18 protein-coding genes and 3 tRNA genes are annotated in these 21,264 nt (G+C 59.5%); 13 read left to right on the top strand and 8 right to left on the bottom strand.

The window, feature by feature from the left end; genetic code table 11:
* The first annotated feature begins 30 nt into the window (after nt 1-30).
* The 3 genes from gmk (at nt 31) to B0B52_RS07165 (ending at nt 3,248) form a co-directional block, all read left to right on the top strand.
* On the top strand, nt 31-651 hold the full coding sequence (gene gmk, locus B0B52_RS07175) for a guanylate kinase (protein WP_077592947.1): 621 nt from the start codon (nt 31-33) through the stop codon (nt 649-651).
* A 41-nt stretch (nt 652-692) separates the two neighbouring features.
* Nucleotides 693-896, top strand: a complete 204-nt coding sequence (gene rpoZ, locus B0B52_RS07170; RefSeq protein ID WP_077592946.1) for a DNA-directed RNA polymerase subunit omega — start codon at nt 693-695, stop codon at nt 894-896.
* 111 nt (nt 897-1,007) lie between these two features.
* Nucleotides 1,008-3,248, top strand: coding sequence for a bifunctional (p)ppGpp synthetase/guanosine-3',5'-bis(diphosphate) 3'-pyrophosphohydrolase (locus B0B52_RS07165; RefSeq protein ID WP_077592945.1), 2,241 nt, complete (start codon nt 1,008-1,010; stop codon nt 3,246-3,248).
* On the opposite strand, the gene greB is transcribed toward B0B52_RS07165, so the two are convergent.
* The 5 genes from greB to hrcA all read right to left on the bottom strand — a co-directional run bounded on the left by greB (nt 3,245) and on the right by hrcA (nt 7,258).
* Nucleotides 3,245-3,805 carry a transcription elongation factor GreB gene (greB, locus tag B0B52_RS07160; RefSeq protein WP_077592944.1) on the bottom strand — a complete coding sequence of 187 codons (561 nt, stop codon included), beginning with the start codon at nt 3,803-3,805 and terminating at the stop codon, nt 3,245-3,247. The genes B0B52_RS07165 and greB overlap by 4 nt on opposite strands.
* Nucleotides 3,806-3,891: 86 nt before the next feature.
* Nucleotides 3,892-3,968, bottom strand: a tRNA-Arg gene (locus B0B52_RS07155).
* A 154-nt stretch (nt 3,969-4,122) separates the two neighbouring features.
* The gene (locus B0B52_RS07150; RefSeq protein WP_077592943.1) at nt 4,123-5,862 is read right to left on the bottom strand and encodes a tetratricopeptide repeat protein; all 1,740 of its coding nucleotides are present in this window, start codon (nt 5,860-5,862) and stop codon (nt 4,123-4,125) included.
* Between the two features lie 270 nt (nt 5,863-6,132).
* Nucleotides 6,133-6,209 (bottom strand) — tRNA-Ile (locus tag B0B52_RS07145).
* A 29-nt stretch (nt 6,210-6,238) separates the two neighbouring features.
* Nucleotides 6,239-7,258, bottom strand: a complete 1,020-nt coding sequence (gene hrcA / locus B0B52_RS07140) for a heat-inducible transcriptional repressor HrcA (RefSeq protein ID WP_077592942.1) — start codon at nt 7,256-7,258, stop codon at nt 6,239-6,241.
* A gap of 48 nt (nt 7,259-7,306) precedes the next feature.
* On the opposite strand from hrcA, the gene B0B52_RS07135 reads away from it, so the two are divergent.
* From B0B52_RS07135 to rapZ, 3 genes are read left to right on the top strand one after another with little or no spacing between them, the layout of a single operon-like run.
* Nucleotides 7,307-8,182 carry an NAD kinase gene (locus B0B52_RS07135; protein ID WP_077592941.1) on the top strand — a complete coding sequence of 292 codons (876 nt, stop codon included), beginning with the start codon at nt 7,307-7,309 and terminating at the stop codon, nt 8,180-8,182.
* Complete coding sequence (gene recN / locus B0B52_RS07130) at nt 8,179-9,822, top strand: DNA repair protein RecN (RefSeq protein ID WP_077592940.1); 1,644 nt, start codon at nt 8,179-8,181, stop codon at nt 9,820-9,822. Before B0B52_RS07135 ends, recN begins: the two co-directional genes overlap by 4 nt.
* Nucleotides 9,819-10,709 carry an RNase adapter RapZ gene (rapZ, locus tag B0B52_RS07125; RefSeq protein WP_077592939.1) on the top strand — a complete coding sequence of 297 codons (891 nt, stop codon included), beginning with the start codon at nt 9,819-9,821 and terminating at the stop codon, nt 10,707-10,709. The genes recN and rapZ overlap by 4 nt, the downstream gene beginning before the upstream one ends.
* A 110-nt stretch (nt 10,710-10,819) precedes the next feature.
* Here the strand turns inward: rapZ and mutY are convergent, their stop codons facing one another.
* The 3 genes from mutY to mutM all read right to left on the bottom strand — a co-directional run bounded on the left by mutY (nt 10,820) and on the right by mutM (nt 14,821).
* Entirely contained in the window at nt 10,820-11,953 is a 1,134-nt protein-coding gene (gene mutY, locus B0B52_RS07120; protein ID WP_077592938.1) for an A/G-specific adenine glycosylase, read from the bottom strand.
* A gap of 7 nt (nt 11,954-11,960) precedes the next feature.
* Nucleotides 11,961-13,931, bottom strand: a complete 1,971-nt coding sequence (locus B0B52_RS07115) for a dynamin family protein (RefSeq protein ID WP_077592937.1) — start codon at nt 13,929-13,931, stop codon at nt 11,961-11,963.
* 74 nt (nt 13,932-14,005) lie between these two features.
* The gene (gene mutM / locus B0B52_RS07110) at nt 14,006-14,821 is read right to left on the bottom strand and encodes a bifunctional DNA-formamidopyrimidine glycosylase/DNA-(apurinic or apyrimidinic site) lyase (RefSeq protein WP_077592936.1); all 816 of its coding nucleotides are present in this window, start codon (nt 14,819-14,821) and stop codon (nt 14,006-14,008) included.
* 62 nt (nt 14,822-14,883) lie between these two features.
* Between mutM and B0B52_RS07105 the strand changes: the two genes are divergently transcribed.
* The 7 genes from B0B52_RS07105 to pth all read left to right on the top strand — a co-directional run bounded on the left by B0B52_RS07105 (nt 14,884) and on the right by pth (nt 21,197).
* Nucleotides 14,884-16,662 (top strand): tetratricopeptide repeat protein, encoded by a 1,779-nt coding sequence (locus B0B52_RS07105; RefSeq protein ID WP_077592935.1) that lies wholly within the window; start codon nt 14,884-14,886, stop codon nt 16,660-16,662.
* Between the two features lie 5 nt (nt 16,663-16,667).
* The gene (locus tag B0B52_RS07100; protein WP_077592934.1) at nt 16,668-17,189 is read left to right on the top strand and encodes an outer membrane lipoprotein LolB; all 522 of its coding nucleotides are present in this window, start codon (nt 16,668-16,670) and stop codon (nt 17,187-17,189) included.
* A 38-nt stretch (nt 17,190-17,227) separates the two neighbouring features.
* Nucleotides 17,228-18,082 carry a 4-(cytidine 5'-diphospho)-2-C-methyl-D-erythritol kinase gene (ispE, locus tag B0B52_RS07095; RefSeq protein ID WP_077593005.1) on the top strand — a complete coding sequence of 285 codons (855 nt, stop codon included), beginning with the start codon at nt 17,228-17,230 and terminating at the stop codon, nt 18,080-18,082.
* Nucleotides 18,083-18,190: 108 nt separating this feature from the next.
* A tRNA-Gln gene (locus tag B0B52_RS07090) sits at nt 18,191-18,267 on the top strand.
* Nucleotides 18,268-18,507: 240 nt separating this feature from the next.
* Nucleotides 18,508-19,482, top strand: coding sequence for a ribose-phosphate pyrophosphokinase (locus B0B52_RS07085; RefSeq protein WP_077592933.1), 975 nt, complete (start codon nt 18,508-18,510; stop codon nt 19,480-19,482).
* A gap of 237 nt (nt 19,483-19,719) precedes the next feature.
* Nucleotides 19,720-20,418 carry a 50S ribosomal protein L25/general stress protein Ctc gene (locus B0B52_RS07080; RefSeq protein WP_077592932.1) on the top strand — a complete coding sequence of 233 codons (699 nt, stop codon included), beginning with the start codon at nt 19,720-19,722 and terminating at the stop codon, nt 20,416-20,418.
* A gap of 152 nt (nt 20,419-20,570) precedes the next feature.
* A complete protein-coding gene (gene pth, locus B0B52_RS07075; RefSeq protein WP_077592931.1) occupies nt 20,571-21,197 on the top strand; it encodes an aminoacyl-tRNA hydrolase in 627 nt (208 codons plus the stop codon).
* Nucleotides 21,198-21,264: the final 67 nt, after the last annotated feature.

Below are 21,264 nucleotides of genomic sequence, written 5' to 3'. Positions count from 1 at the left end.
ATCAACCCCAACCCTCAAGAACCTGCCGCCATGGACTACCCCGGAAACCTGTTTGTTGTTGCCGCACCCAGCGGAGCCGGAAAATCAAGCCTGGTCAAGGCCTTGATGGAGCTTGATGCGCGGGTCCAGCCCGCGGTTTCGCACACCACACGCCCCCCCCGCGGGCAGGAAAAGCACGGCCGTGAATACTTCTTCATTTCACCCGAAGAGTTCGACGGCATGGTCTTGCGCGACTCCTTCCTGGAATGGGCTCATGTGCACGGCCAGCGTTATGGCACTTCGCGCCAGACCATTGAGGAGCGGGTGGCGACCGGCGCCGACGTGATTCTGGAGATCGACTTTCAAGGGGCCATCAATATCAAGCGCATTTTCAGCAACGCGGTGTTGATTTTCATCCTGCCCCCCAGCTGGGAAGAACTCCGCTCGCGGCTGGAGCGCCGTGGCGAGGACGCCCCGGAAATCATCGAATTAAGGTTGAAAAATGCCGCCATAGAGATGGCCCAGGCTCAGGAATTCGACTTCGTTATAATCAACGAGTTATTTGAGCGGGCGGTTTTTGACCTCAAAACCATTGTTCACGCCCAGCGGCTCAAGTTTGCAGCCCAACGACGTGCCCGTGCCGAGACCTTCAAGGCTCTGCATATTGCCTAACCCGCTGCATCGTTCCCCTACCTTCTAACCCGGAGATCATCATGGCCCGCATTACTGTTGAAGACTGCCTGGAAAAAATCCCCAACCGGTTTCAGCTCGTTCTGGCTGCAACCTATCGCGCTCGCATGCTCAGCCAGGGTCACGCGCCTAAGATCGAAAGCAAAAACAAGCCAGGCGTAACCGCCCTGCGTGAAATTGCTGAAGGCAAAATCGGCCTGGAAATGCTCAAAAAAGTCCCCGGCTGAGTCACCGGCCAGCTCATAAAAAAGCACCGCACGCGGTGCTTTTTTGTTGGTAAAAACCGTCCTAAAGACCGCTTTTTGCATGTTTTACCGGCACCGCGATACATTTAAGGCATGAGCGCCCTGGATTTTCCCATCGCAAACGCCAAGTCAACCCCCGCGGCCGCCAACGCTGCCGCGGCGAGTTTTGCTGCGCTCACCGCCAAGCTGGACTACATGAGCGTGGAGGATGTCGACAATGTCCGGCGGGCCTACCGGTTTGCCGACGAGGCGCACCTGGGCCAGATACGCAACGGCGGCCTGCCCTACATCACTCACCCCATTGCCGTGGCCCAGCAATGCGCCGAATGGAAGCTTGATGCCCAGGCCTTGATGGCCGCGCTGCTGCACGATGCGATAGAAGACTGCGGTGTCACCAAGCCCGAGCTGATTGAGCGCTTCGGCGCGCCCGTGGCCGAACTGGTTGATGGGCTGACCAAGCTTGAAAAGCTGGAGTTCAACACGCGCGAGGAAAACCAGGCGGAATCGTTTCGCAAGATGCTGCTGGCGATGGCGCGTGATGTTCGTGTCATCCTGATCAAGCTGGCAGACCGCAGCCACAACATGCGCACCCTCGGCGACGTTCCGCGCAACAAATGGACGCGCATTTCGCGCGAAACCCTGGACATTTATGCGCCTATTGCGCACCGCCTTGGCCTGAACGCAACCTACCGCGAGTTGCAGGATCTTGCGTTCCAGCACCTGTATCCGTGGCGCTATCTCACGCTAACCAAAGCCCTGGCAAGGGCCCGCGGCCGCAGACGCGACGTGATCAAGCGCGTTCAGACTGAAGTGGAGACCGCTTTTGCGAGCGCCGGCATCCAGGTCCATATCTACGGACGCGAAAAAGCGCTGTACTCCATCTACCGCAAGATGGACGAAAAGCACTTGTCATTTGCGCAGGTGACAGATATCTACGGCTTTCGCATCCTGGTGGCAAGCGTCACCGGGTGTTACACCGCGATGGGTGTTTTGCACCAGCTCTACAAACCCCTGCCGGGAAAGTTCAAGGACTACATCGCCATTCCCAAAATCAACGGCTATCAGTCGCTGCATACAACCCTGGTCGGCCCTTTTGGGACCAACATCGAGTTCCAGATGCGCACCGAGGCGATGCACATCGTCGCCGAATCGGGGGTTGCCGCACACTGGCTTTACAAAGCCACCGCCCCTGAAAGTGACGCATCACAGCGCTTGGGCACGCAGTGGCTGCAATCCCTGTTGGACATCCAGCACGAAACCCGCGATGCCGCCGAATTCTGGGACCACGTCAAGATCGACCTGTTCCCGGACGCTGTTTACGTGTTCACGCCGAAGAGCCAGATCATGGCCATGCCGCGGGGCGCCACCATCGTCGACTTTGCCTATGCCATCCACAGTGACGTGGGGCACCGTGCCGTGGCCGCCAAAGTCAACGGCGAGCAGGTTCCCCTGCGTTCTGAACTGCGCAATGGAGACGTGATCGAAATCATTACCGCGTCTGTATCCAGCCCCAACCCAGCCTGGCTTGGTTTTGTCCGCACCGGCAAAGCCCGATCAAAAATACGCCATCACCTCAAGACCATGGCGCTGACCGAATCCCAGGAGCTTGGTGAAAAGATGCTGGCGCAGGCCCTCAGGGCAGAAGGCATAGAGCGCCTGCCCGACGACGACAGCCTGAACCACGCAACCTGGGAAAGAATATTGCGTTTTTCAGGCAATCGCTCAAGAGCGGACCTGCTGACCGACATCGGGCTTGGCAAGCGCATTGCCAGCATGGTCGCCAAACGCATCGTCACCCTGCTCGCTGAAACCGGCAAAAAACCGGACCCGCTGCTCATGAGCCGCGAGCGCTACACGGCGCACGAATCGATTTCCCAGGGAGCTCTGGTGCTGGACGGCAGCGAAGGCGCCTCGGTGAAGTTCGCGACCTGCTGCCGCCCCATTCCCGGCGACAGCATCGTCGGCTACCTGGGCCGCGGCGAAGGCCTGGTGGTACACGCCGAAGACTGTACCGTTGCCAAAAAACTGCAGCAACGCGACAGTGAGCGGTTTATTGCGGTCGACTGGTCGGACGAACCCACGCGAACCTTTGAAGCTGGCTTGCTGGTCACCGTGTCCAACGCCAAAGGTGTGCTGGCCAAAGTTGCTTCTGCCCTGGCAAGTGCAGAGGCAGACATCACGCATGTGGACATGGGGCAGGACCCGGCGCAGGATGCCACTGATTTGCGCTTCGATGTGCTGGTGCGTGACCGCATCCATCTGGCAGCCGTCATGCGCAGCGTCAAGCGCACCACGCCGGTCTTGCGGGTGCAGCGCGCCAAGCCAGGCGTTTAGGCGCTTGCCGGAGGCGGGTAACTGACCTCCATGATCTCAATGTCCTTGAGACCGCCGGGCGTTGCAAGTTTCACCTCATCCCCCACCCTGGCTTTAAGCAAGGCGCGGGCGATCGGCGAAATCCAGCTTACCTGGTTCAACCCACTGTCGGCTTCATCGATGCCAAGAATGGTCACGGTCTGGGCCGCGCCACTTTCATCGGCGTAGGTCACCGTCGCGCCAAAAAAAACCTGGTCGTTCCCATGGTGTACGGCAGGGTCTGAAATTTCGGCAATTTCAAGACGCTTGGTCAAAAAACGGATTCGCCGATCAATTTCACGCAGGCGCTTTTTTCCGTAGTGGTAGTCGCCGTTTTCGGAGCGGTCACCATTGCTGGCAGCCCAGTGAACCACTTCCACCACCTTGGGCCGCTCGTTGTCGATCAAGTCCAGCAACTCGGATTTAAGCCGGGCATATCCTGCAGGCGTGATGTAGTTTTTGCCGCCCGCAGGCAACGGTGGAAGCGCGAGGTCTTCATCGTCGTCAGCGTCGGTTTCTTTGGTGAAGGCTTTGCTCATGGGAGCTTGGGGCAGTCCAACGTGTTCCAGATCGGGACATCGTAACGAAAAAGCCCTGGAACCTTGCAGTTCCAGGGCTTGACGTTTGGTGCGGCTGGCAGGAATTGAACCCACGACCCCTTGGTTCGTAGCCAAGTACTCTATCCAACTGAGCTACAGCCGCTAAGCCTTAAATTATAGCCTATTTTGGTGGGTGGTAGGGCGTCACAGACTTGAACTGTGGACCTGCTTTTTACTTTGCGGCGGCAGACGGGGGACTGATCGTGAAAGCGCGACTTTGGCAGTCAGCTAGGCCATTGCGCTTGTGCGCCGAACAATCAAACCCGTGACTCCTTAATATTAAGAGCTTCTACAAGTTTTGGATCCCCAATTCTTCTGGCAATTTCAACAGCAGTGGCGCCCTGGAACTGGATTCTCGAATAATCAACACCGAGCTTTCTCAGCAATCGAATACCCTCATAGTCTTTTGAAAGTAAGGGAATAAGTGCTACCGGGATGCCTTGATTGCCGACCGTCGTTTCAGGCTTGGCTCCGAGCCGCATTAGTCTGGTCGCCGCATTGTGGTCACGACCATCAAGCGCGTAAGCCAATGCATTCATGTTGCGGTTATCAAGTTGATCCACCGGCTCGCCAATACCAATCAGCTTTTTCACGGCCGCCAAAGTGTGCTCGCTTGTCGACAAACCATACAGAACACCAGCGTCCGCTGGTAAATAAACTTGGGCACGATTCAGGAGATCATTTCGCTCTTTGCCTTTGCTTAGTCCCCAAGCGGTGTAAAAAGCATACGCAAGTACTCTGTTCGCTACTTTCTCGTTACATCCAGCTTGGATCGACTCTTCAGCTAAAGAAATAGCATCTGCCGTTTCACCTCTAAACATGAGCCTAAAAAGAGCATAGTCGGCACCATAACAAGTATTAACCCCGTACTCCTTTGCTCTACGCTTATGAAGCCCTTCCATTCCATCGATATCTTTGCGCGACCCTAATATCGAAAGCAGATTGTCATACGCGTCAATGCGAGCTCGGTCATAAGTGTCATTCGTGGGTGGGTGTTCAATTGCTTTCCTGTACATAGGAATAGCAGCATCAACTTTTCCTTGCTTAACCAACATCTCTCCCCAATTTGACCAAAGCCAGAGATTTTTTAACTCCGGCTTATTCGCCTCACGAAAGGCAGTCTCCGCTTCTTTAAACCGTCCCTGATGGGAATAAACGTATCCTTGAAGCACCAGCGCATTCAAGCTGCCCGGTTGAAGTTGCAGCGTGGAAGAAATTAGTCTCTCTGCTTGGCGGAAGCCTTCAGGTCCCCAGTTCGTTTTCATCGCGATGCGGGCCAACTCCAAGTATGCTGCGGCAAATTTAGGGTCTTTCAAAAGCAATCGCTCTAAAAGACTTTTTGCAGCATCAACTTGCTCACGCCGATCTGAATCGATCAACTCCACAGCGTGCTTCAGGACTGTGGATGGCTCACGAGTTTTAACTTCGATTTCCCTGTTATAGGTATCTCTATCCGGCCAATTTATGCTTAGTGCGATTTCTTGACTGGCAAGAACGACTCTTGGCTTCCTGGCGTCAAGGGGATCTCTGAGTACCAAATCTGCTGTCACGGATTTTGTGTTGAATGCCACATTTCCGTACGAGTCGATAGCAGGACGAAGCTCACCACGGACACGCCCTATCCCACGCTCGACCACAGTCGAATAGCCTGTGGCAAATAGGTCTTTAGTGACATTCCCCTCACCATCTTTGAGTATCCGACCTGAGTCGTCTTTGAGAACCCAGTTGAAATCAATGGTGAAAGGCGAAGTTTGAATGAAGGTCTTGGGAGGCGCTTTATAGGGATTAACGCCATAGTCGCAACTCCCGATCCATCGTTCGAGTTCGTCTTTACGGATTTTACAATTCGATAAAAAATTGCTTGTCGAATCAGGTGATGTAAGTTCGACGGTGGGACGGATACGAGCAGATTGCCCCGAGCTATCTGATGGCGCTGAACACATCAGAATGACTGACAGAAAACCGCCTGTCATCTTGAAGAAAAACTTATTTTTCACGCAATCCCTCCGAAATGTATTTTTCGTCCAATCACCCTCGAATTCACGATCAGTACACCATCTGCCGAGGCCTTCGACCGCTAAAACCTCTTAAGAGCTCAGTTTGCATGCAATCGTCTTGGCTGGTGTCAGAGTTCAAGAACAGTATGAGAAGCCCAGATGCGTATTTACTCTGAAGGTCCGCCTGCGGTCAGCGTATCTACAAAAACGTGATGAACCATCGTAGAAACGCCCCAGACCCAACGCTGGGTCTGGGGCGCACGTACAAGGTGGTAGGGCGTCACAGACTTGAACTGTGGACCAAAGGATTATGAGTCCTCTGCTCTAACCAACTGAGCTAACGCCCCACGTCGCCAGCGCAGATTGTAAGGCGTCGCTACTTGCTGTGGCTGAGCGCGCTGCTGACCATCTTGGCGGTGATGTCGACGATCTGGATCATCTTTTCGTAGGGCATGCGCATGGGGCCGATCACGCCGAGGGTGCCCACCACTTTGCCATCCACCTCGTAGGGCGCGGTCACGATGGACAGTTCCTGGTAGGGCACCACCTGGCTTTCACCGCCGATATAGATGCGCACGCCTTCGGCGCGGCTGGACACGTCAAGCAGGCGCATGAGCTGGGCTTTCTGCTCGAACAGGTCGAACAGTTTGCGCAGATTACCCATGTCACTGGAAAAGTCGCTCACCGTCAGGAGATTACGTTCGCCGGAAATCACCACCTCGTCACGCGCTTCAATCGCTTCCGAACTCACCTGCACCGCCGCCTGCATCAGACTGGCAATCTCCCCGCGCAGTGCTTCGACTTCGTTTTGCAAGCGCTCCCGCACTTCCTCTATCGCCATGCCCGCATAGTGCGAATTGAGAAAATTCGCTGCCTCAATGAGCTGGCTCTGGGTGTAGTCGGTCTCGGTGAAGATGACCCGGTTCTGCACGTCGCCGTCGGGCGAAACAATGATGACGAGGATGCGTTTCTCGGACAGTCGCAGGAATTCAATGTGGCGAAACACCGACGTGCGGCGCGGGGCCATGACAACGCCGACAAACTGCGACAGGTTTGACAGGATATTGGCTGCGTTGCTGAAAACCTTCTGCGGCTGGTCCGGCGCCAGACGCGGGGCACCCATGGCACCCAAGGCCGAATACTGGTCTTTCTGCATGGTCAGCATGGTGTCGACGAACAGGCGGTAACCCCGGGCGGTGGGTATGCGCCCGGCCGACGTGTGCGGACTGACGATCAGGCCCAGGTCTTCCAGGTCGCTCATGACGTTGCGTATGGTCGCAGGAGACAGGTCCAACCCGGATGCTTTGGACAGGGTGCGCGAGCCGACCGGCTGACCGTCGGCGATGTAGCGCTCTACAAGCGCTTTTAACAACAGTCGGGCGCGTTCATCAAGCATGAAGCCATTCTACGAAGCTTGTCACGGATGTTGTGATGTAATTTGACGATGAAGTCGCAATTTCGTCACGTCGCCCTGATCGGGAAGTACCACGCGCAGGGATCCCGCTCGGCGCTGGAGGAAATTGCGCAGTTTTTGCATACGCAGGGTTGCGAGGTCGCGCTCGAAAGAGACACCGCCAGCAACACCGGCCTGACGCAATACCCGGTGCTTGACGTGGCCGCCGTCGGTGCGCATTGCGACCTGGCGCTGGTGGTCGGGGGTGACGGGACCATGCTGGGCATTGGCCGGCAGCTGGCCCAGTTCGGTGTGCCGCTGGTGGGCGTCAACCAGGGGCGCCTGGGCTTCATCACCGACATCGCTTTCGAGGATTTCCAGACGGCTCTCGGGCCCATGCTGCGTGGTGAATACGAGGAAGACCGGCGCTGGATGATTCAGGCCGAAGTGGTGCGCGACGGCCGCTGCGTCTTCAGCGCCACCGCCATGAACGACGTGGTGGTCAACCGCGGCGCATCGGCGGGCATGGTCGAACTCCGGGTGGAAGTTGATGGCCGCTTTGTGGCCAACCAGCGCGCCGACGGCCTGATCATCGCCACACCCACAGGATCCACCGCCTATGCGCTGTCGGCGGGCGGGCCGCTCTTGCATCCTTCCATTTCGGGTTGGGTGATGGTGCCTATTGCTCCCCACACGCTGTCGAACCGGCCCATCGTGCTGCCTGACACCGGTGAGATCACCGTGGAAATTGTCTCAGGCCGCGATGCCAGCGCCAATTTCGACATGCAGTCGCTGGCCAGCCTGTTGCACGGCGACCGCATCACGGTGCGGCGTTCGGAGTACCAGATGCGGTTTTTGCATCCCAAAGGCTGGAGCTACTTTGATACCCTGAGGAAAAAACTTCACTGGAATGAAGGTGTGGCATGAGTCTTAAAAGCATCGCCCTGCGCGACTTTGTCATCGTGCGCGAGCTGGCGCTGGACCTGGAAAGTGGTTTCACCGTGCTCACCGGTGAAACCGGCGCCGGTAAATCTATACTGATTGATGCGTTGCAACTGGCACTGGGTGCCCGTGCTGATGCCGGCGTGGTGCGCGAAGGCGCCCAACGTTGCGAGATCAGCGTCACCTTCGATGCGCCGGCCCAATTGGCTGGCTGGCTGGACCAGGCTGGCTTTGCCTCTGAAGACGATTTGCTGCTGCGCCGAACCATTGATGCGCAAGGGAAAAGCCGAGCCTGGATCAACGGCAGCCCGGCCACCGCCACACAGCTGCGGGAAATTGCTGATTTGTTGGTGGACATCCACGGCCAGCACGCCTGGCAAAGCCTGACGCGTCCCGATGCAGTGCGTGGGTTGCTGGACGCCTATGCCGGCGTGCCGGAGCAGCCCCTGACACCCTCGTGGCAAGCCTGGCGCAGCGCACATAAGGCTTTGCTTGACGCACGTGATGCGCAGGACAGCCTGCAGCGTGAACGTGAGCGCCTGGTCTGGCAGATCGGCGAACTGGACAAGCTGGCTCCTGGCGACCACGAGTGGGACGAGCTCAATACCCAACACAGCCGGCTCTCCAACGTGCAGTCCCTGCGTGACGCGGTGCAGACCGCGGTGGATGCGCTGCAGGAGTCCGACGACAACGCCGCCGCGCTGCTGGGCCGCGCGCTCACCGCGCTACAAAATCAGGAGCACATTGAACCCGAATTCAAAGGGCTGACCGAGGTTTTGAGCAGCGCGCTGGCGCAGATTGAAGACGCGGTGCACTCGCTGCACGGCTATGCCCGGCATGCCGAGCTTGAGCCGCAGCGGCTGGCCGAGCTGGATGAGCGCCTCTCGCTGTGGGTCAGCCTGGCGCGCCGCTACAAACGCACGCCGGCCGAGCTGCCGGAGCTGCTCGCTTCATGGCGCAGCGAGCTGCAAAAGCTGGATGCCGCGGCCGACCTGGTGGGCCTGGAAAAAACCGAACAACTCGCCAAAGCGGCCTACCTGGAAGAAGCAAAAATCGTCTCCAAAGCCCGCGCCAAGGCGGCGCCGCTGCTGGCCAAGGCCATCACCCAGGCCATGCAGGGCTTGGGCATGCAAGGCGGCAAATTTGAAGTGGTACTTGCCAAGCTTGAGCAGCCCGCACAACACGGGCTGGAGCAGGCGGAGTTTCTGGTGGCCGGCCACAGCGGTAGCACACCGCGCCCTGTCGGCAAGGTGGCTTCGGGTGGCGAGCTGTCGCGCATTGCACTGGCCATTGCCGTCACCACCAGCCAGCTCGGGCAGGCGCAGACGCTTATTTTTGACGAGGTGGACTCGGGCGTTGGTGGCGCCGTCGCCGAAACCGTAGGCCGCCTGATGAAGCAGCTCGGCAAAGACAGGCAAGTCATGGCGGTCACCCACCTGCCCCAGGTTGCCGCATGCGCTGACCATCACCTGATGGTTGCCAAACGGGCCGACAAGGGCCAGACCGTCAGCACGGTCGAGCTGGTTCACAGCGAGCAACGGGTTGCCGAGGTCGCCCGCATGCTGGGCGGTGAGAAGCTTTCCGGCACCACACTGGCCCACGCCAAGGAAATGCTAGGGCAATGAGCGCAACGGCCGATCCCGCGCCCGACCTGGACATGGTGCTCATCACCGGCATGTCCGGTTCGGGCAAGTCTGTTGCGCTGCATGCGCTGGAAGACGCGGGCTACTACTGCGTTGACAACCTCCCGCCGGAATTGCTGCTGCCTTTTGTTGCTCTGGAAAAACAGCACGGCGCCAGCAAAGTGGCCATTGCCATGGATGTGCGCAGCGCCACCTCGCTGCCACTGGTGCCGCTTCAGCTCGCGCAGATGCGGGAGCAAGGGGTGGCCGTGCAGTCCATCTTCCTTGACGCCAGCAACGACACGCTGGTGAGGCGTTTCTCGGAAACCCGCCGCCTGCACCCGCTGTCGCGGCGCGACGACTCCGACCAGCAGCGTGCGCTGGTCGATGCCATTGACGAAGAGCGCGAACTGCTCGGCGACATGCGCGAACATGCCCATGTCATCGATACCAGCATGATTCGCGCATCCCAGTTGCAGGGTTATGTGAAGGCCCTGATTTCCTCGCCCGCCACCCAGCTGACGCTGGTGTTCGAATCCTTCGCCTTCAAGCGCGGCGTACCGGTCGATGCCGACTACGTGTTTGACGTGCGCATGCTGCCCAACCCGCACTACGAGCCGGCGTTGCGCAACCTGACGGGCAAGGACGAAGCGGTGGTGAGCTACCTGCAAAGCCATCCAGAAGTTGGCGACATGTTCCGCCATATCGAACAGTTCATTGCCCATTGGCTGCAGGCACTTGCTCGTGACCACCGCAGCTATGTAACCGTGGCCATCGGCTGCACGGGCGGCCAGCACCGCTCGGTCTATCTGGTTGAACAGCTGGCTCGGGCTTTCAATCCGCACTGGGTCACGCTCAAGCGCCACCGGGAGCTTGACGGCGCGTTGTAGCCCTCCCCCGTCAGGGGTCAGCTCGTCATTCGATTCGCTATTGTTTTAATAGCTGCTTACGCCCGTATTTAAAGGGCTAGCGGCACTTTTCAATCATAAAAAGCTGAAAATCAGCCCAAACGCTGTTCCAGCAGCCTTCTGATCGGGGCCGGCAGCCCCAAGCCTTGCCATTCAGCAGGCGAAAACCAGGCACCCTCGCCTGGCAAGCCCTTCGATTTGGCCTCCCTGGCCGACAAGGCCAACACCATGGGCGACAAGCGCAAGTCCTTGTGGGTCAGCACGTGCACAAAGGGCTGGACAGCCGTCAAACGTGCCCGCCATGGCATGGGCAACATGTCCAGCAGCGCGTCTTCACTGCTGAACACAGGAAAGCAGTAAAGGCCACCCCAGATGCCGGGCGATGGCCGGCGCTCCAGCCACACCGAACCGTCAGCCTTTTCCGCCCACAGCAAGGACAGCGACTGCGCACTGCGCTTGAGCTTGCGAGTCTTGACGGGGTAAATTTCCGGCGCGCCACCGGCCAGGCCGCGGCACATGCCCTGCACCGGGCACAGGAGACACGACGGCTGGCGTGTCGTGCAAATCGTGGCGCCCAGGTCCATCACCCCCTGGGTGTAGCGCGGCATGGCCTCAGCCAGGTTACGGCGCGGCAAGAGCGAAGTAGCGACTTCCCAAAGCGCGCGCTCCTGCGCGCTCGACGACAGATCGCCCGCAAACGCGGTAACCCGTGTCAGCACCCGTTTGACATTGCCATCCAGAATCGCCACCCGCTCGGAAAAGCAAAAAGATGCAATCGCTGCTGCTGTTGAAGGACCGATGCCGGGCAGGGTCTGCAGCAACGCGGCGGTGCGCGGAAACTCGCCCCCATGCAGACGCACCACGTCCTGCGCGCAGCGGTGCAGGTTGCGGGCCCGGCTGTAGTAGCCCAAGCCGCTCCACAACCCCAGCACTTCGTCGGGCTCCGCAGCGGCCAGGTCTGCCACTGCCGGGAAACGCTGCAGAAACCGTGTGTAGTAATCCAGCACCGTCGCCACCTGGGTCTGCTGAAGCATGATTTCAGACAGCCAGACGCGGTAAGGATCGCGGGTGTTCTGCCAGGGCAGGCTGTTGCGGCCATGGCTTTCCTGCCAGCGCACGATACGGTTGGAAAAGCTCGCTCCGGCAAGGCTGGGGATGCCAACTACAGCATTCTCACGCGGCCCGGCAGGCACGCGGGTACCCGACAACGTGGAAACCCGGGCCATGGGCCGCTCAGGCGACTTGGGGCAAAGGCATGGGTGCAGTGACTGCGACGGGCTCGTGCGGGCTCGCTGGCGCGTTGACCAACTGGGCCGTCAGCTCATCAAGCTTGCCATCCAGCTGGTCCAGCTCGCGCTCGTGGGCATCTATTTCCCCGATGCGTTCGTCCAGGCCGGAGGCGGCCTGCTGGATGCGTTCTATCGCCTCGATGCGGCGACCGAAGTTTTTACGGCGCTCCTTGAGCTGCGCATCCAGCTGCGAGGCCGCTGATTTGTTCCATAGCTCGACTTCGCCAAGCGCCGTCTCGTAGACCACCCTCAGCCGCGTGGCCAGGGCACGCACCAAGCGCTCCGAAAACTCCGGCTGCGCCAACTTGAGGATGTTGGCCACCCCCAAATATTGCAGGTGGCTGCGCTCGATCTGCTCAAGATCCACCATGAAACGGCTCATGTCGGGCTCTTTGGGCGCCTGCAGGGAGAAACCGAACTCGGAGTTGAGCTGCTTGAATGATCCACCCAGCATGTTCTGGATTTCTGCGCTGGTGCTGCGGGCTTTTTCAAGGCCTTCGCGCAGGCGTGCGAAGGCCTGGCCATAGGCTTTTTTGACCCCGAGCTTGATGCCAGGCTGCTTGAGTGTTTCGGTCAGCTGGGCAAGCTCGGTTTTGAGCGTGGGTGTTCCGAGCAGATGAAACACTTCGCGCAGCAGCTTCAGATGAATGGAACGCACGGCCTGGATCTTGGCGCCGCTGGTATTGAATTCGCTGTGCTCCTGCTCAATGCGCGAGCGCATGTGCTTGATCACGGAATCGTTCTTGCCGCGCAGGCCACGCAGCTCAATCATCTGCTCGGCAAGATCGCGACGGCGAATATGAATGACGCGTCCGGCTTCGGCACGCAACTCCACAATGCCGGCAGCCACCGCAGACCGCAGGATTTTCTGCCGCTGCCCCATCACGCCCTGCGCCAAAGCCAGTTCCAGGCCAGGCAGGCAACTGGCCCGCAGCAACTCGTCGTCGCCGGTGACTTTGGCCACCAGGCCTTTCTGAGCGGAAACCGGAATAACCTGCGCCATCGGCAAACCGAGAATTTCTGCCGAAGTGGCGCGCTGGCGATCAATCTGCGCCTGAATCTGCGCGGGAGAACTCAAGGCATCCCACAGGGTATCGATCTTGTTGAGCACCACGAGACGGGCGTCGTTGTCGTCGCCCTCGGTGATCAGGTGTTCCCGCCAGATCGCCAGGTCGGACTTGGTGACACCCGTGTCGGCCGCCAGAATGAACACCACCGCATGGGCCTGGGGGATCAGGCTGACGGTCAGTTCAGGCTCGGCACCAATCGCATTAAGGCCCGGCGTATCAAGAATGACCAAGCCCTGCTTGAGCAGCGGATGGGCGATATTGATCAGGGCGTGGCGCCATTTGGGCACCTCGACCATGCCATCGGCATCTATCCGGGGATTGTCTTCCGGCACGTCGTCATGCCAGAAACCCAGGGCTCGCGCTTCTTCCTGCGTGACACGGCGGACCTCGGCCACTTTTTCCAGGGCTTTCGCAAGTTGCACCGGATCGTTGACGTCGAGGTCAACCCGCGTCCATTTTTCCGGGACCATGCGCCATTCCATCAGGGCCTGGGGCTTGAGCCGGGTTTCAATAGGCAACAGACGCAGGCAGGGCGGCACGTCGGCGTCATAACCCAGCTCGGTCGGGCACATGGTGGTGCGCCCCGCGCTGGCCGGCATGATGCGTCGGCCGTAGCCGGCAAAAAAGATGGCGTTGATCAGTTCCGACTTGCCGCGGGAAAACTCTGCAACAAAGGCCACCATGACCTTGTCCGAACGCACCTGCGATTCGAGGCGAAGCAGGCGCTCCTCCACTGCGGCGTTGAGCAGATCGTGGTCTTTCATCCATTCGGATAAAAGTTTGAGCCGCAAGGCAAACTCGCGCCTCCACGTGCCGTGCTGGTCAAATTGTTCGTTAAAGGACATGGTGCGCCGGGGACATAGGTCAATCAATATAGCATTGACCACCGGAAACGGTCAGCCCGGAGCCGTCCAGACCTTCAGGGTTTCTGGCAGTTGACACAGAAAAAAGTGGAGCGCTGCCCTTGCCGGAGGGTGCGAACGGGCGTTCCGCACACCTTGCAGGGCAAGCCGGCCCGATCGTAAACCATGGCCTCAAGCTGGAAATAACCGCTCTCCCCCATGGTGTTGGAGAAGTCTTTCAGGGTACTGCCGCCTTTTTTGACCGCTTGCGACAACACCGTCCGAATCGCCGCATGCAGCCTGGCAGCGCGGGGCTTGCTTAACCGGGCGGCCCGTACCGTCGGCCGGATGCCGGCGATGAACAGCGCTTCCGACGCATAAATGTTGCCAACGCCGACGACCAATTCGCCCGCCAGCAAGACCTGCTTGATCGCCGTCTGACGGGTTTGCAGCGCACGGTAAAAAACCATCGCGTCAAAAGCGTCTGTCAGCGGCTCAACGCCCAGTCTCCCCAGCAGCTTTTGCGCAATCGCATCCTGCTCGGCCGGCGCATAGACCACGGCACCGAAGCGCCGGGGGTCATGCAGGCGCAATGTACCTGCCGTGGTTCGCAGTTCAAAATGATCATGTTTGCCCGGTGGCGGCAAGCCGTTGCCAAACCCCAGGCTTCCGGACATCCCGAGATGGATCAAAAGCAGGCCACCGGTGGTGTCGAGCAACAGATATTTGCCGCGCCTGCGCACCTCGAGTACGGTGTGTCCATTCAAACGCGCCGTGTCGCACCCCAGGGGCCATCGCAACGGTTTCCCCATCTGAAGCGCCAGAATGGTCGCTCCCGCAATGCGGCTGGCAAAACTCAAGCGCGTAACTTCAACTTCGGGCAATTCAGGCATGGGCTTGCAACAATCTTCGAGGCGCCTCACATGGGCACATGTGCTTGAATTATCATGGCCCGATGAAACAATTCCTATGTGTTTTCGGAGCGCTCTGCCTGAGCCTGCCGGCAGCGTTGGCGCAAACGGCCCAGCCTGCACCGGCCTTGCCACCGGCAGCCCTTCCGCAAGCCCCAGCCGCTGCCCAAGTGGTCGCTCCGCCCTCATCCGACCTGGACGCCGAGCTTTTTTACCAAGTGCTGATCGGCGAGATCACCGCACGTCAGGGCGACGCCCCTACCGGCTTTTCCCTGATGCTGAACGCTGCCCGCCAGACCAACGATGCGCAGCTTTACCAACGGGCAGCAGATATCGCCCTTCAGTCGCGTTCGGGCGACGCAGCGCTTCAGGCGGCACGGGCATGGCGACAGGCCCAGCCGACCTCGCGCGAGGCCAACCGGTACGTACTGCAGATTCTGGTCGCCCTCAACAAGATCACTGAAACCACGGAACCGCTCAGAACCGAAGTTCGGCTCACTCCCGTAGCCGAGCAACTGATGGTGATCACCAACCTCCCCCGCTTTTTTGCCCGTGCCAGCGACAAAAAACTCGCGGCAGGCGTGCTTGAAACCGCGCTGGCCGACGACCTCAAGGCGCCGGCCACCAGTGCAGCCGCCTGGACGGCGGTCGGACGCATGCGCGTGGCAGCTGGGGAATTACCCGGCGCGCTGGAGGCCATAGAGCGCGCGCAGGCGCTGGACCCACGCGCCGAAGCGCCTGCCTTGCTGGCGCTGGAACTCATGGACCCCAAATTGCCACGCGCCGAAAGCCTGGCCCAGAAATACCTGCAGGGCAACGCCGTGGCCCGGCCGGAATTCCGCATGGCGTACGCCCGCGCCCTGCTCGATGCCCAGCGTTACACCGAAGCCAGCGTCCAGCTGCAAGCGGTCACGCGGGACAAACCTGACTACCCCGAAGGTTGGCTCGTACTGGGGTCGCTCCAGCTTCAGGACAATCAGCTGGCCATGGCACAGACCTCCTTGCTGCGCTATGTTGAGCTGGCCGGACGCGATGAGGAGCAGACGCAAACCAGCCGCGGCCTGTCCCAGGCCTACCTTTCTCTGGCGCAGGTCGCCGAAAAGCGCAAGGATTTTGCCGCAGCAGAAAGCTGGCTCAACAAGATACCTGACGCGCAGGAACTGGTTCAGGCCCAGACCAGGCGCGCCTCCCTGTTGGCCAAACAGGGCAAGCTGACTGAAGCCCGCCAGCTGATTCGCCAGTTGCCTGAGCGCAACCCGGAAGACAAACGCATCAAATTGCTGGCCGAAGTCAACCTGCTGCGCGAGCAAAAGGACTATCGCAGTGCCTACGACCTGCTCGCTCAAGCCGTCACGCAATTTCCGGACGAACCTGAGCTTCTCTATGACCAGGCCATGCTCGCGGAAAAACTCGACCTGCTGCCGGAGATGGAGCGCATGTTGCGCCAGGTGGTGCAGCGCAAACCCGACTATCACCATGCTTACAACGCGCTGGGATACTCGCTCGCCGATCGCAATGTGCGCCTGCCTGAAGCCAAAGAGTTGATTCAGAAGGCGTTGACCTACGCACCGGAAGACCCATTCATCAGGGACAGCCTTGGTTGGGTCGAATTTCGCCTGGGCAACAAGGCCGAGGCCCTGAAGATCTTCGAAGCCGCCTACAAGGCCAAACCTGACGCGGAAATCGCCGCCCATTTCGGTGAAGTCTTGTGGAGCATGGGTCAACGCGACAAGGCCATGGTCATCTGGAAAGAAGGCAAGCTTCTCAACGCGGACAACGAAACCCTGCTCGAAACCCTCAAGCGCCTTCGCGTCCGGCTGTGACATCGATGACACTCCCCCTCGCCCCGGCGCGCGGACGCGTCACCCTGTTGGCAGGCCTTTTTTTTGCTACATTTTTTATAGCTGGTTGCGCAGCCCCGATAAGGGCTGAGCGGCAAAATGATGATGCTATTTCATTCTGGACAGGCCGTATCAGCCTGCAGGTTCAAAGTGAGCCGCCGCAGTCTTTTTTTGCCGGCTTCGAACTCAAGGGTAGCCCCGTGCAGGGTGAACTGACGCTCAATAGTCCGCTCGGCAACAGCCTCGCCGTCCTGCGCTGGTCGCCTCAGGAAGCCATCCTCGACTCGGGCAACCAGATCCAGCGTTTTGCGAGCGTCGATGAGTTGATTCAAAAAGCCACCGGCGCGGCGGTTCCGTTGCCTGCCCTGTTTGACTGGCTTCGCGGCAAGAATACGGCCGCCGACGGCTGGAGCGCCGATCTCTCGCAGCAAGCCGACGGGCGAATTTCGGCCAGCCGTTCAAGCCCACAACCGCGCACGGACCTGCGCATCGTGCTCGCCACCCCCTGATGCTGGCCGGACTGTCAGGCGCTGCCACGGGCAAGCCGTTGAAGGCCCTTTACGACGTTCCGGCGCCAGCCAAACTCAACCTGTTTTTACACATCAACGGGCGCCGGCCGGATGGCTACCATCTGCTTCAGTCGGTGTTCATGCTCATCGACTGGTGCGATACCCTGCATTTCGAGTTGCGCACAGACGGCCAGATCACCCGCACAGACTTGCTCTCCCATGACGGCGAAGCGCTGCCGGCCGAAGACCTGGTGGTGCGCGCCGCGCGCGCCCTCCAAAGCGCTTCAGGCACAACATTGGGCGTGCACATCGGGCTGGAAAAACGCATACCGTCGCAGGCTGGCATGGGTGGAGGATCTTCTGACGCCGCCAGCTGCCTTCTGGCGCTGCAACGCCTGTGGGGCGTCCGGTTGCCGCCCGATCAACTGCAGGCCGTGGCGCTCAGTCTGGGTGCCGACGTCCCGTTTTTTCTCAGTGGCGGCCATGCCTGGGTAGAAGGCATAGGCGAAAAAATCACCCCCTTGGCCCTCCCCTCGGCCCGTTTTGTGGTGGTCAAGCCGGCCGCGGGAGTGCCCACAGAGGCCATTTTCCGCGCGCCGGGGCTCAAACGCGACACAGAAACTGCTACAATCCAAGGCTTTGCTGCAAACACTGACGGCCCGGTTTACGGATTCGGCCACAACGACTTGCAGCCAGTCGCGCAAGCCTTGTGTCCGCAGGTTGGCCAGTCACTCGACTGGCTCTCCAGGCAGCACTTGAAGGGCCGAATGACTGGCTCGGGAAGTGCAGTTTTTGCGCATATGCCGCATGAGATGGAACTCGCAGTCGCCCCAGGCGACTGGCAGGTCCGCAAGTGCAGCAACCTGGATACACATCCTCTGGCCGGTTGGTAAAATAACGGCCAAGGAATTTGTTTCCAGAACAACGATTAAAGGGTTGGTTGTCGGTCACCTGCAAATTGTCATTTTTGACACTTTTCGGGTTTGACAATCTACCTGTGTAGGGGTGTCGCCAAGCTGGTTAAGGCACCGGATTTTGATTCCGGCATTCGCAGGTTCGAATCCTTCCACCCCTGCCAAAATTTTCGGGTCCCATGTGGGGCCCGTGTTTTTAGGCCCCGTTAAGGGGCCCGTGCTCGCTGACTGTTGAGTGTCTCCGGTTCGAGACCCTGCCCGTGTAATCCGGAAAATCCGGGTTCGGGCAAGGAAACGTGAAACCGCATTGACATGGAACGGACACAGGGCGTCCGTGTTTTCAGTGCGTTTATTGCTTTTATCCATTCGGCAACGTTTCCCTCTAGACATCCGCTGGGCCACACATGCAACCGCACCACTCCGACTTCATGCTTTTCACCGGCAATGCCAATCCGAGCATGGCCTCGGAAATTGCGCAGCACTTGGGTATTTCATTGGGAGCCGCCCATGTGGGCCGCTTTTCGGACGGTGAAGTAACGGTTGAAATCCAGCAAAACGTACGCGCCCGCGACGTGTTCGTAGTGCAGTCAACCTGCGCACCGACCAACGAAAACATCATGGAATTGCTGATCATGGTCGACGCGCTCAAACGCGCCTCGGCCGAGCGCATTTCCGCTGTGATTCCCTATTTCGGCTACGCCCGCCAGGACCGCCGCCCGCGCTCGGCACGCGTGCCGATCAGCGCCAAGGTGGTGGCCAACATGCTGCAGGCCGTCGGAGTCTCGCGCGTGCTGACCATGGACCTGCATGCCGACCAGATCCAGGGCTTCTTCGACATCCCGGTCGACAACATCTATGCCTCGCCGGTGCTGTTGGGCGACTTGCGGCAGAAGAACTACAACGACCTGATGGTGGTCTCGCCCGACGTTGGCGGCGTGGTGCGCGCCCGGGCGCTGGCCAAGCAGCTCGGCTGCGACATGGCCATCATCGACAAGCGCCGGCCCAAGGCCAATGTGTCGGAAGTCATGCATGTGATTGGCGACATCGACGGCCGCAACTGCGTGATCATGGACGACATGATCGACACGGCCGGCACCCTGGTCAAAGCCGCTGAAGTGCTGAAAGAGCGCGGCGCCAAAAAGGTTTATGCGTATTGCACGCACCCGATTTTTTCGGGTCCAGCCATCGAACGCATCGCCCAGGGCGAGGCCCTGGACGAGGTGGTGATTACCAACACCATTCCCCTGAGCCAGGCGGCCCAGGACTGCAAGAAAATTCGCCAGCTCTCCGTGGCTCCGCTGATTGCCGAAACAATCCAGCGCATCGCCAACGGTGAGTCGGTCATGAGTTTGTTCTCGGACCAGGACAATTTGTTCTGATCCGAGGCGAAAGGTGGCTGCCGCGGCACAACGCCGTTGCAGCTTTTTTAGGAAAATTTCAGAAATTCCGTTATTGGGATGCAGGGCAAGGCGCCCGGAGCGCAGGACACCGGAATGCACTTCAGTGCATGAGGATTCCGAGCACCGCGCAACGCCGCCATGCGCCCAAAGACGGGATTTATGGGACTTTCCATGTCGGGGTGAGCTGGTCGCGGCCCACCTCTTTTGGAGAATATTATGAAATTCGTCGCTTTTGAGCGCGCCAAGCAGGGCACGGGTGCGAGCCGCCGTCTCCGCATCACGGGCCGTACGCCCGGTATCGTTTACGGTGGCACCGGTGAACCGTCGTTGATCGAGCTCGATCACAACGCACTGTGGCACGCCATCAAGAAAGAAGCTTTCCACGCTTCCGTCCTCGAGATGGAACTGGGTGGCAAGACCCAGAAGGTTTTGCTGCGCGATCTGCAGATGCATCCTTTCAAGCAGCTGGTCCTGCACATCGACTTCCAGCGCGTTGACGCGAAGACCCGCCTGACCATGAAGGTGCCTCTGCACTACAGCGGCGAAGAGGAATCCCCAGCGGTCAAGGCTGAAAACTGCCTGGTCAACCATGTGCTGACCGAGCTGAGCATCTCCTGCCTGCCGAAAGACCTGCCTGAGTTCATCGCCGTTGATTTGACCGGCCTGAAAAAAGGTACCTCGCTGCACGTCAAGGACATCACCCTGCCCAAGGGCGTGAAGTTTGTGGCCAAGGGCGGCCAGGACAATCCAGTGCTGGTATCCGTGTCGGCTGTCTCGGAAGAAGCCGAGGCCGATGCAGCCGCTGCAGCTGCCGCTGCGGTACCTGTGGATCCCAAGGCAGCCAAGGCTGCTGCCGCCAAGGAAGCCAAGGCCGGCGCCAAAGCCGATGCTGCCAAACCCGCTGCCAAGAAGTAATTCGCAGCCAGTGGCATCGGCCTGAAAAGGCCAGCGGCCCTTGTCCTCCACGGAGGCCAAGGGCCGTTTTTCTTTGGGGATGGTCTCACTGCACCCATAATCCGGTGGCAGGCTCCCACCTGCAGACCGCTTTTCTCCTCTCATCACAAAGCATGATCAAACTTTTTGTAGGCTTGGGAAACCCCGGCCCTGAATACGAGGCAACCCGCCACAACGCCGGTTTCTGGTGGACCGAAGCGCTGGCGCGCGAGCTCAAGCTGACATTGGCACTGGACAAAAACTACCACGGCCGCGTCGCCCGCACCACCATCAAGGGTCAAACCGTCTGGGTGCTCGAACCCCTGACCTTCATGAACCTCTCAGGCAAGTCGGTGGCCGCCCTGGCGCGTTTTTTCAAGATCGCCCCTGAAGAAATCCTGGTGGCCCACGACGAACTCGACATCGTGCCCGGCCAGGCCAAGCTCAAGTTCGGCGGCAGCCACGCCGGCCATAATGGACTGCGCGACATCCATGCCCAGCTTGGCACCGGCGACTACTGGCGCCTGCGCATCGGCGTGGGCCACCCGGGCGTGAAGTCCGAAGTCATCAACTGGGTTCTGAAAAAGCCTTCACAGGAACATCGCACGGCGATCGAGGACAGCATTGCCCGTGCGCTCAAGGCGGTGCCGGACCTGTTGGCTGGCGAAATGGAAAAGGCCACGATGTTGATTCACACCAGCACGCCGCCTCGGCCCAAGCCGCCGCGAAAGGTTGAAGCTGAGGATTCTGAAAACGATTAGAAGCGTCACGCTGCGCCTGCGGTCTTCTCTGGACAGTAGGTGCAACTCCCCACTCCCACCCCTAACC

Origin of the sequence: Polaromonas sp. A23 (assembly GCF_002001015.1) — a bacterium.
GTDB lineage: Bacteria > Pseudomonadota > Gammaproteobacteria > Burkholderiales > Burkholderiaceae_C > Polaromonas.
Note: the sequence above shows the minus strand (reverse complement) of the source record. Positions and strands in the feature narration are given on the sequence as shown.